A 10448-nucleotide genomic window follows, 5' to 3' on the forward strand; every position below is an offset into this window, starting at 1 on the left:
AGCGGGATTTTCGGATGCGGCAGGCCGGCCTGGCCTTCCTGCTGCGCCAGTTTTTCTACCGCGCTGACCGGGTCGGCCACCAGCTCGTCCAGCGGCAGGGTATTGTCCGCGATACGGTTGACGAAAGAGGTATTGGCGCCGTTTTCCAGCAGACGGCGCACCAGATACGCCAGCAGCGTCTCGTGGGTGCCCACCGGGGCGTAGATCCGGCACGGACGGTTCAGCTTGCCGTCAGCGACCTTGCCCACTACCTGCTCGTACAGCGGTTCGCCCATGCCGTGCAGGCACTGGAACTCATACTGGCCCGGGTAGTAGTTCTGGCCCGCCAGCTGGTAGATAGCCGCCAGAGTATGGGCGTTATGGGTGGCAAACTGCGGGTAAATCAGGTTCGGCACCGCCAGCAGCTTCTTCGCGCAGGCGAGGTAGGAGACGTCGGTGTAAACCTTGCGGGTGTATACCGGATAGCCTTCGAGACCTTCCATCTGCGCGCGTTTAATTTCGCTATCCCAGTAGGCGCCTTTCACCAGACGGATCATCAGGCGACGGCGGCTGCGGGTGGCGAGGTCAATCAGGTAATCAATGACAAACGGACAGCGCTTCTGGTATGCCTGAATCACGAAGCCAATCCCGTTCCAGCCGGCCAGTTCCGGCTCGAAGCACAGTTTTTCCAGCAGGTCGAGGGAGATCTCCAGACGGTCGGCCTCTTCGGCGTCAATATTGATGCCGATGTCATACTGGCGCGCCAGCAGGGTCAGCGATTTCAGCCGCGGGTAAAGCTCTTCCATCACCCGGTCATACTGCGCGCGGCTGTAGCGCGGGTGCAGCGCGGAGAGCTTAATGGAGATACCCGGACCTTCATAAATGCCGCGGCCGTTGGAGGCTTTGCCGATGGCATGGATCGCCTGCTGATAAGAAACCATATAGGCCTGGGCGTCAGCGGCGGTCAGGGCGGCTTCGCCGAGCATATCGTAGGAGTAGCGGAACCCTTTTTCTTCCAGCTTGCGGGCGTTGGCCAGCGCTTCGGCGATGGTTTCCCCGGTGACGAACTGCTCGCCCATCAGGCGCATCGCCATATCCACGCCTTTGCGGATCAGCGGTTCGCCGCTCTTGCCGATGATGCGGTTCAGGGAGCGGGAGAGGCTGGTCTCGTTATGGGTCGACACCAGTTTTCCGGTGAACAGCAGCCCCCAGGTGGCGGCGTTGACGAACAGCGACGGGCTGCGGCCGATGTGCGACTGCCAGTTGCCGTTGCTGATTTTGTCGCGGATCAGCGCATCGCGGGTGGCTTTATCCGGAATACGCAGCAGGGCTTCCGCCAGGCACATCAGCGCCACCCCTTCCTGTGAAGAGAGGGAGAACTCCTGCAGCAGGCTCTGCACCATGCCGGCGCGGCCGCTGGCGGTTTTCTGGTTGCGCAGTTTTTCCGCCAGCTGATACGCCAGCTTGTGCGCCTGTTCGCCCAGCGGCTGCGGCAGACGGGCCTGCTCCAGCAGCATCGGTACCGCGTCGGTTTCCGGACGTCGCCAGGCGGCGGTGATCGCCGCGCGGCTCACCGACTGCGGCAGGATCTGCTCGGCGAATTCGAGAAACGGCTGATAGGGCTCTTCCGTTGGTTCGCTGGCGTCATCGCTTTCGTTGGCGGCCCCGGAGAGCAGGGCCGGCAGCTCAGGCAGCGTCTCGTCGTTCTCCAGTTTTTCCAGATAATTAAAGATGGCCTGCTTAATCAGCCAGTGCGGCGTGCGGTCAATACGGCTCGCGGCGGATTTAATGCGCTCGCGGGTTGCGTCGTCAAGCTTAACACCCATGGTGGTGGTGCCCATGCTCAAAACTCCTGTCATTTATCGTTAGGCTTATGCGGTTGCATGGAAATATCCACTATGTTGCAACTTTGTGCAACCTTGTTAATTGTGGCTTGTGACGGAAGCCGTGAAATGGCTAATTTGTTAAAAATAACCCCTAAAATAGCAGAAATTTAACCCCGGGCTCATAGGGTATTTGTATGCGTGAGTTAACACTTTTGTTTGGTGCAACCTTTAAAAACGTGAGAGAGTGCAACCTCTAACAAATTGACGTTTTGCGCCGTCGGTTTTTCGTGTAAATGCTGTGTTAAATCGTTTGTGAAAAACCGAAGCTTCCGTCAGGATACGGTCGCCCAATTAAACAATGCGCCATTACCCCGTTCCGGTAGTGGAAAAAAACGACGAAGTTGGACGCTGTCGATAAAAATTCTGGAGACTTTGCATGGCTATTAGCACACCGATGCTGGTGACATTTATTGTTTATATTTTTGGTATGGTATTGATAGGGTTTATTGCCTGGCGTTCGACCAAAAACTTCGATGATTATATTCTCGGGGGAAGGAGTCTGGGGCCATTTGTGACCGCGCTTTCCGCAGGGGCGTCGGATATGAGCGGCTGGCTGCTGATGGGTCTGCCAGGGGCGATTTTTCTCTCCGGGATTTCCGAAAGCTGGATCGCCATTGGCTTAACGCTGGGGGCGTGGATTAACTGGAAGCTGGTGGCCGGTCGCCTGCGCGTGCATACCGAGGTGAATAATAACGCCCTGACGCTGCCCGATTATTTTACCGGCCGTTTTGAAGATAAAAGCCGGGTGCTGAGAATTATTTCGGCGCTGGTTATTCTGCTGTTCTTTACCATCTATTGCGCTTCAGGAATTGTCGCGGGGGCGCGTCTGTTTGAAAGCACCTTCGGCATGAGTTATGAAACCGCACTGTGGGCCGGGGCGGCGGCGACGATTATCTATACCTTCGTCGGCGGCTTCCTCGCGGTTAGCTGGACCGATACCGTGCAGGCCAGCCTGATGATTTTTGCGCTGATCCTCACCCCGGTGATCGTGATTATTTCCGTCGGCGGCTTTGGCGATTCGCTGGAAGTGATTAAGCAGAAGAGCATCGAAAATATCGACATGCTGAAAGGGCTGAACTTCGTGGCGATTATCTCGCTGATGGGCTGGGGGCTGGGTTATTTCGGTCAGCCGCATATTCTGGCGCGCTTTATGGCGGCGGATTCGCACCACAGCATCGTTCACGCACGTCGCATTAGTATGACCTGGATGATCCTCTGCCTCGGCGGGGCGGTGGCCGTCGGCTTCTTTGGCATCGCCTACTTCAATAACAACCCGAGCCTGGCGGGCGCGGTTAACCAGAACGCCGAGCGCGTGTTTATCGAACTGGCGCAAATCCTGTTTAACCCGTGGATTGCCGGGATCCTGCTGTCGGCGATTCTGGCGGCGGTGATGTCCACCCTGAGCTGTCAGCTGCTAGTCTGCTCGAGCGCAATTACCGAAGACCTGTATAAAGCCTTCCTGCGTAAAAACGCCGGTCAGAAAGAGCTGGTGTGGGTGGGCCGTATGATGGTGCTGGTGGTTGCCCTGGTGGCCATTGCCCTGGCGGCCAATCCGGAAAACCGCGTGCTGGGTCTGGTGAGCTACGCCTGGGCTGGCTTCGGCGCCGCCTTTGGCCCGGTGGTCCTGTTCTCGGTAATGTGGTCGCGCATGACCCGTAACGGCGCGCTGGCCGGGATGGTGATTGGCGCCCTGACCGTGATCGTCTGGAAGCAGTTTGGCTGGCTGGGCCTGTATGAAATTATTCCGGGCTTCGTCTTCGGCAGCATCGGGATTGTGGTCTTTAGCCTGCTGGATAAAGCGCCGTCGGCCAGCATGCAGCAGCGCTTTGCCGAAGCGGATGCCCACTACCATACGCCGCCGCCGGTACGCGCCACGGCTGAGTAAGATCATCTGATGCTCACGAGCCCGCCGCTGGCGGGCTTTTTATTGCCTGGTGCCGTGCCGGAATATTATAACCCTTGCTAATTATCTGAAAATCCGCTGATATTTCCTGACTAATAACAATGAGGATAGCAAAGATGACGTTCAGACAGGGTGCAATGGCGCTGGTGCTGGCAGGGTTACTCAGCGGCTGCGTGGCGGGTGGAAGTTCATCCACCAGCGCGCCGAAGCCCGGCGTCTGCCCGGCGGATAAGTCCATGGTGCAAACCACGCTTTACTTCGGTCTGAGCCGCCCGGCGGGGAAAGACATCACCGCTGAAGAGTGGCAACAGTTTGTCGACCGTGACGTCACGCCGCGCTTTCGCGACGGGCTGACGGTGTTTGATGCCCACGGCCAGTGGCTTGGCCAGAATGGTCAGGTGGTGCGGGAGCAGAGCAAGGCGCTGATGGTGATCCATGGGCATGACGCGCAGAGCGAGGCCGGTATTGAGGCTCTGCGCCAGGGCTATAAATCACGCTTCGCGCAGGAGTCGGTGATGCGTGTCGACCAGCCGGTCTGCGTGCAGTTCTGAGTAAACGGCGGGGGCAGCCCCGCCGTTTGTTTTACAGCACCAGCCCGGCGAAGCTGGCGGAAAGCAGGCTCACCAGCGTGGCGCTATACACCAGCCGCAGGCCGAAGCGGGAGACGATATTGCCCTGCGGTTCATTCAGGCCTTTGATCGCCCCGGCGATAATGCCGATCGAGGCAAAGTTGGCAAACGACACCAGGAATACCGAGAGAATGCCGAGCCCGCGAGGGGTCATGCTGGCGGCAATCTTTTGCAGCTCAATCATCGCCACAAATTCGTTAGCGACCAGTTTGGTGGCCATGATGCTGCCGGCGTTTAGCGCATCGCTCAGCGGGATGCCGATAAGCCACGCCAGCGGATAAAAGACGTAGCCGAGGATCTGCTGGAAGCTGAGACCAAACAGGGTGGCGAACAGCGCATTAATGGCGCTGATCAGGGCGATAAAACCGATCAGCATCGCCAGAATAATCATCGCCACTTTAAAGCCGGCCAGAATATATTCCCCGAGCATTTCAAAGAAACTCTGCGATTCATGCAGCTTCTCGAGTTTTATTTCCTGCTCGCTGCCCGGCCGCGTCGGGTTAATTACCGACAGCACGATAAAGGTGCTGAACATATTGAGGATCAGCGCTGCGACGACATATTTGGCGTCCAGCATGGTCATATAGGCGCCGACAATCGACAGCGATACGGTCGACATGGCCGTCGCCGCCATAGTGAACAGTCGCCGTGAGGAGAGGTCGCCCAGTACGCCCTTGTAGGCAATGAAGTTCTCCGACTGGCCGAGGATCAGCGAGCTGACCGCGTTGAAAGATTCCAGCTTACCCATGCCGTTTACTTTCGACAGCAGGGTGCCAATCACGCGAATAAAAATCGGCAGGATCCGCCAGTGCTGGAGAATACCAATCAGCGCGGAAATAAACACAATCGGACACAGGACGCCCAGGAAAATAAAGGCTAAGCCTTTTTCGCTCATGCCGCCAAAGACGAAATTGGTCCCTTCGGCGGCAAAGCCTAACAGCGAAGCAAAAAAGCCGGAAATATTTTTTACCAGCCACAGGCCGCTTTCGGCGTGCAGGAAAAAGAAAGCGAGCGCTATTTCGATAATAATCAACTGGAGAATATAACGAATACGAATTTTTTGTCTGTCGTAGCTGACAAGCCAGGCCAGGGCGAGGATCACCGCCAGCGCCAGCAGGAAATGAAAAAATGCAGTCATGTTGTTCTTTTCGCAAGTCAATAAGGCCGCCATTTAGCCATAGCCGCTACGGCGGGTAAATATCTGGCGTAAAAAATCCTTTGCTTATTCTTTCCCTTCATAACAGGCGAATATTTTCATAAGTCATTATTTGTCAGCGATTTATTTACAACTGATCATCATTCTCTGCACATTTCGCTTGTGTTTCTGAGCATTGTAATGATAATCACTATCATAAATATTACCTGTTTTTGCATTCGTTGACGGTGCTTTACATTTAAGGGTATTGGCATGTTTGTCCCATTTCTCATTATGTTACGCGAAGGCCTGGAGGCGGCGCTGATTGTCAGCCTGATCGCCAGCTATCTGAAACGCACCCAGCGCGGCAACTGGATTGGCGTGATGTGGATTGGCGTGATCCTCGCGGCGGCGCTATGTCTTGGCTTAGGCATCTTTATCAACGAAACCACCGGTGAATTTCCTCAGCGTGAACAGGAGCTGTTCGAAGGGATCGTCGCGGTCATTGCGGTGGTGATCCTGACGTGGATGGTCTTCTGGATGCGCAATGTCTCACGCAACGTCAAGCAGCAGCTGGAGCAGGCCGTGGACAAGGCGCTGCAGCGCGGTAATCACCACGGCTGGGCGCTGGTGATGATGGTCTTTTTCGCGGTCGCCCGTGAGGGGCTGGAGTCGGTCTTCTTTCTGCTGGCGGCATTCCAGCAGGATGTCGGTATCTGGCCGCCGCTGGGGGCGCTGCTGGGTCTGGCCACCGCTATCGTGCTGGGCTTCCTGATCTACTGGGGCGGTATCCGCCTTAACCTTGGCGTGTTCTTCAAATGGACCAGCCTGTTTATTCTGCTGGTGGCTGCTGGCCTGGCCGCGGGGGCGATCCGCGCCTTCCACGAGGCGGGCCTGTGGAACCTGTTCCAGGATACCGCCTTCGATCTGAGCAACGTGCTGTCGACGCATACGCTGTTCGGCACGCTGCTGGAAGGGATCTTCGGTTATCAGGAGACGCCGAGCGTCAGCGAAGTGGCTGTCTATCTGCTTTATCTGATCCCGGCGCTGGTGCTGTTTGCCCTGCCGCCGCGGAATAATACCACTGCCTCGCGGGCTGCCTGATCGGGCGCTGCGAGCTTATAAGCGACACTCTACTTACCGAAAGGGATGATCATGATGATTCATTTTCGCCGTAATGCGCTGCGGGTGACCGTGGCCGCGCTGCTCAGCTCTGCATTCGGTGCACAGGCTGCGGATATCCCGCAGGTCAAAGTCACCGTCAACGACAAGCAGTGCGAGCCGATGCAGGTGACCGTTAACGCGGGTAAAACCCAGTTTATTATTCAGAACCACAGCCAGAAAGCGCTGGAGTGGGAGATTCTGAAAGGGGTGATGGTGGTGGAAGAGCGCGAAAACATCGCGCCGGGCTTTACTCAGAAGCTCACCGCGAACCTGCAGCCGGGCGAATATGACATGACCTGTGGCCTGCTCACCAACCCGAAAGGCAAACTGATCGTCACCGGCGCCGCCACCAAAGACGCGGCGAAAGCGGATGCGGTGCTGAGCCTCGGCGACGCGATCACCGCCTATAAAGCCTATGTGACGGCGGAAACCGCGCAGCTGGTTAGCGGCACCAAAGCCTTTACCGACGCGGTGAAAGCCGGCGATATCGAAAAAGCGAAAGCGCTGTACGCCCCGACGCGTCAGCATTACGAGCGCATCGAGCCCATTGCCGAGCTGTTCTCTGACCTTGACGGCAGCATCGACGCCCGCGAAGACGACTTCGAGAAAAAAGCGGAAGATCCGAAATTTACCGGTTTCCACCGTCTGGAAAAAGCGCTGTTTGGCGATAACAGCGTCAAGGGGATGGAAAAATATGCCGATCAGCTGAACAGCGATGTGCTGGAGCTGCAAAAGCGTATCAGCGAGCTGGCGTTCCCGCCGTCAAAAGTCGTGGGCGGCGCGGCAGGATTAATTGAGGAAGTCGCGGCCAGCAAGATCAGCGGTGAAGAAGATCGCTACAGCCATACCGATCTGTGGGACTTCCAGGCCAACATTGACGGCGCGCAGAAAATTGTCGACCTGCTGCGCCCGCAGCTGCAAAAAGAGAACAGCGCGCTGCTGGCGAAAGTGGACGCCAACTTTAAGAAAGTGGACAGCATCCTCAGCAAATATCGCACCAAAGACGGTTTCGAGACCTACGATAAGCTGACCACCGCCGACCGTAATGCGCTGAAAGGGCCGATCACCACCCTGGCGGAAGATCTGGCTCAGCTGCGCGGGATCCTGGGGCTGGACTAAGTCGATGGCACAGCAGAAACCCCACGACGTGAACGAGCCGTCACGTCGTCGCTTACTGAAAGGGATCGGCGCGCTTGGCGGCGCGCTGGCCATCACCGGCGGCTGCCCGGTAGCGCATGCGGCAAAAGCGGAAAGTTCCCCGGGGACGCTCACACCCGACGCGCGCCAGGAAAAGCAGCCATTCTATGGCCGGCATCAGGCGGGCATTCTGACGCCGCAGCAGGCTTCGATGATGCTGGTGGCCTTCGATGTGCTGGCGGCTGATAAAGCCGACCTCGAGCGGCTGTTTCGACAGCTGACCCAGCGTATCGTCTTTTTAACCCAGGGCGGCCCGGCGCCGGACACGCCGAATCCGCGGCTGCCGCCGATGGATTCCGGCATCCTGGGGCCGTGGATTGCGCCAGATAACCTGACCATCACCGTCTCGGTCGGCCATTCGCTATTTGATGAGCGCTTTGGCCTGGCGGATAAAGCACCGAAAAAGCTGCAGCCGATGACCCGCTTCCCCAACGATTCGCTGGATGCCGCGCTGTGCCATGGCGACCTGCTGCTGCAGATCTGCGCCAATACTCAGGATACGGTGATCCACGCCCTGCGTGATGTCATCAAACATACGCCGGATCTGCTGAGCGTGCGCTGGAAGCGGGAAGGGTTTATCTCCGACAGCGCGGCGCGCAGCAAAGGCAAAGAGACCCCCATCAACCTGTTGGGGTTTAAGGACGGCACCGCTAACCCGGCGAGCCACGACAGCGCGTTGATGGATAAGGTAGTGTGGGTGACAGCCGATCAGGACGAGCCGACCTGGACCGTGGGCGGCAGCTATCAGGCGGCGCGAATTATCCAGTTTCACGTGGAGTTCTGGGATCGGACGCCGCTCAAGGAGCAGCAGACGATCTTTGGTCGCGACAAGCACACCGGTGCGCCGCTGGGGATGAAAAACGAACACGATACCCCGGATTACAGTAAAGATCCTAACGGCGAAGTCATTGCGCTGGATAGCCATATTCGTCTGGCCAATCCCCGCACGCCGGAAACCCAGTCCAGCCTGATGATGCGCCGCGGCTACAGCTATTCGCTGGGGGTTACTAACGCCGGACAACTGGATATGGGGCTGTTATTCGTTTGCTATCAGCACGATCTGGAAAAGGGTTTTCTGACGGTGCAGAAACGACTTAACGGCGAGGCGCTGGAGGAGTATGTCAAACCGATCGGCGGGGGCTACTTCTTTGTTTTACCCGGCGTAGTGGATGATAAACACTATCTGGGAGAGTCGCTGCTGCAGGCCTGATACCGACCCTGCCCGTAAGGGTAGGGCGTTTTCTGCTGTTTTTCTCATTTTTCTTATATTTCCTGCCATGTGTTATATTTCTGTAATACAAATGACCGATAGTCTCCTACACTTGCTTAAGAACTATTTGTTGCGTCATTGTGAAAAATAAGTTGCATTAAGAATCTTTTTTGATGTACTTATTACATACGCGGTAGTTCCCGGCAGTGTGACGTTTCACTATGGAGATCGCGAATGGTAAGGTCCCGTACCGGACAACGTAAAACCTCAGACCGTACTCTTCAGCACGGAAGCCCCGCTTCCGGCAGCGATTTTCTTACTCTTTCTCTCTCCGCTTCGCATTATTACAACCTTGGCAGGGTACGCGGTGCGCGTAGCCGCGACTCGTTGTCAGTTCTACCGGCAAGCAATGGCTTACAAGGAAGCCAAACCTCAATCGTTCGTGCGCATAGTCGTGTCGATGTTGACGCGTGTGATGTAAACCAACAACGCAAGGTGCTATCCATGGGAAGACAAAAAGCAGTGATCAAAGCTCGTCGTGAAGCAAAACGTGTGCTGAGACGGGATTCACGCAGCCATAAGCAGCGTGAAGAAGAATCGGTCACATCGCTTGTGCAAATGAGTGGCGTAGAAGCAATTGGCATGGCGCGGGACAGCCGTGATACTTCCCCAATTGAGGCGCGCAATGAGGCTCAGGCGCATTATTTGAATGCCATCGACAATAAGCAGCTGATTTTCGCTACCGGCGAAGCTGGATGCGGCAAGACCTGGATCAGTGCGGCGAAGGCAGCTGAAGCCCTGATCCATAAGGATGTGGACAGAATTATTGTTACCCGTCCCGTTCTGCAGGCCGACGAAGATCTCGGCTTCTTACCGGGAGATATCGCCGAGAAGTTCGCTCCCTATTTCCGACCGGTTTACGATGTGCTGGTGAAAAGGCTGGGGGCTTCCTTTATGCAGTACTGCCTGCGTCCGGAAATCGGCAAGGTGGAAATCGCGCCGTTCGCCTATATGCGCGGACGTACCTTTGAAAATGCGGTGGTGATTCTGGACGAGGCCCAGAACGTGACCGCAGCGCAAATGAAGATGTTTTTAACCCGCCTCGGGGAGAACGTGACGGTCATCGTCAATGGCGATATCACCCAGTGCGACTTGCCCTCTGGCGTGAGATCTGGCCTGAGCGATGCGCTGGCGCGTTTTGAGGAAGACGAGATGATCGGCATCGTGCGTTTCACCACCGATGACTGCGTGCGCTCGGCCCTCTGCCAGCGGACGCTGAAAGCCTATTATTAATCGTCATACTGTGAGCAAGGCCCGGGCTAGCCCGGGCTTTGTTGTTTTTTGG

At 56.6% G+C, this 10448-nt stretch carries 8 protein-coding genes; 6 read left to right on the top strand and 2 right to left on the bottom strand.

From position 1 onward, the window contains the following. On the bottom strand, nucleotides 1–1820 hold a 1820-nt coding region (locus tag HMPREF9538_RS33075), incomplete at its 3' end, for a proline dehydrogenase family protein (protein ID WP_228701597.1). A 421-nt stretch (nucleotides 1821–2241) separates the two neighbouring features. Here HMPREF9538_RS33075 and putP point away from each other — a divergent pair. Together putP and HMPREF9538_RS0128480 are read left to right on the top strand one after the other, a co-directional pair. Beyond that, complete coding sequence (putP, locus tag HMPREF9538_RS02570; protein ID WP_004147889.1) at nucleotides 2242–3750, top strand: sodium/proline symporter PutP; 1509 nt, start codon at nucleotides 2242–2244, stop codon at nucleotides 3748–3750. Nucleotides 3751–3884: 134 nt separating this feature from the next. Continuing rightward, nucleotides 3885–4319 (top strand): DUF3574 domain-containing protein, encoded by a 435-nt coding sequence (locus tag HMPREF9538_RS0128480; protein WP_004150827.1) that lies wholly within the window; start codon nucleotides 3885–3887, stop codon nucleotides 4317–4319. A 31-nt stretch (nucleotides 4320–4350) separates the two neighbouring features. Here HMPREF9538_RS0128480 and HMPREF9538_RS02565 read toward each other — a convergent pair whose 3' ends face one another. Then, on the bottom strand, nucleotides 4351–5535 hold the full coding sequence (locus HMPREF9538_RS02565; RefSeq protein WP_002898911.1) for a NupC/NupG family nucleoside CNT transporter: 1185 nt from the start codon (nucleotides 5533–5535) through the stop codon (nucleotides 4351–4353). A gap of 270 nt (nucleotides 5536–5805) precedes the next feature. On the opposite strand from HMPREF9538_RS02565, the gene efeU reads away from it, so the two are divergent. From efeU to phoH, 4 genes are all read left to right on the top strand, one after another. Continuing rightward, nucleotides 5806–6636, top strand: coding sequence for an iron uptake transporter permease EfeU (gene efeU / locus HMPREF9538_RS02560; protein ID WP_002898913.1), 831 nt, complete (start codon nucleotides 5806–5808; stop codon nucleotides 6634–6636). Between the two features lie 51 nt (nucleotides 6637–6687). Beyond that, nucleotides 6688–7815 carry an iron uptake system protein EfeO gene (gene efeO / locus HMPREF9538_RS02555; RefSeq protein ID WP_004157740.1) on the top strand — a complete coding sequence of 376 codons (1128 nt, stop codon included), beginning with the start codon at nucleotides 6688–6690 and terminating at the stop codon, nucleotides 7813–7815. Between the two features lie 4 nt (nucleotides 7816–7819). Continuing rightward, nucleotides 7820–9103 carry an iron uptake transporter deferrochelatase/peroxidase subunit gene (efeB, locus tag HMPREF9538_RS02550; RefSeq protein WP_009486283.1) on the top strand — a complete coding sequence of 428 codons (1284 nt, stop codon included), beginning with the start codon at nucleotides 7820–7822 and terminating at the stop codon, nucleotides 9101–9103. Between the two features lie 504 nt (nucleotides 9104–9607). Beyond that, nucleotides 9608–10396: a phosphate starvation-inducible protein PhoH gene (gene phoH, locus HMPREF9538_RS02545; protein WP_002898923.1), complete on the top strand. Its 789-nt coding sequence runs from the start codon at nucleotides 9608–9610 to the stop codon at nucleotides 10394–10396. Nucleotides 10397–10448 lie beyond the last annotated feature (52 nt).

Origin of the sequence: Klebsiella sp. MS 92-3 (assembly GCF_000195655.1) — a bacterium.
GTDB lineage: Bacteria > Pseudomonadota > Gammaproteobacteria > Enterobacterales > Enterobacteriaceae > Klebsiella > Klebsiella pneumoniae.

Excerpts from the sequence above, each read along its gene's own strand:
- HMPREF9538_RS0128480 (WP_004150827.1), top strand. The coding sequence starts at position 3,885 with ATGACGTTCAGACAGGGTGCAATGGCGCTGGTGCTGGCAGGGTTACTC.
- putP (WP_004147889.1), top strand. The coding sequence starts at position 2,242 with ATGGCTATTAGCACACCGATGCTGGTGACATTTATTGTTTATATTTTT.
- efeO (WP_004157740.1), top strand. The coding sequence starts at position 6,688 with ATGATGATTCATTTTCGCCGTAATGCGCTGCGGGTGACCGTGGCCGCG.
- phoH (WP_002898923.1), top strand. The coding sequence starts at position 9,608 with ATGGGAAGACAAAAAGCAGTGATCAAAGCTCGTCGTGAAGCAAAACGT.
- efeB (WP_009486283.1), top strand. The coding sequence starts at position 7,820 with ATGGCACAGCAGAAACCCCACGACGTGAACGAGCCGTCACGTCGTCGC.
- efeU (WP_002898913.1), top strand. The coding sequence starts at position 5,806 with ATGTTTGTCCCATTTCTCATTATGTTACGCGAAGGCCTGGAGGCGGCG.
- HMPREF9538_RS02565 (WP_002898911.1), bottom strand. The coding sequence starts at position 5,535 with ATGACTGCATTTTTTCATTTCCTGCTGGCGCTGGCGGTGATCCTCGCC.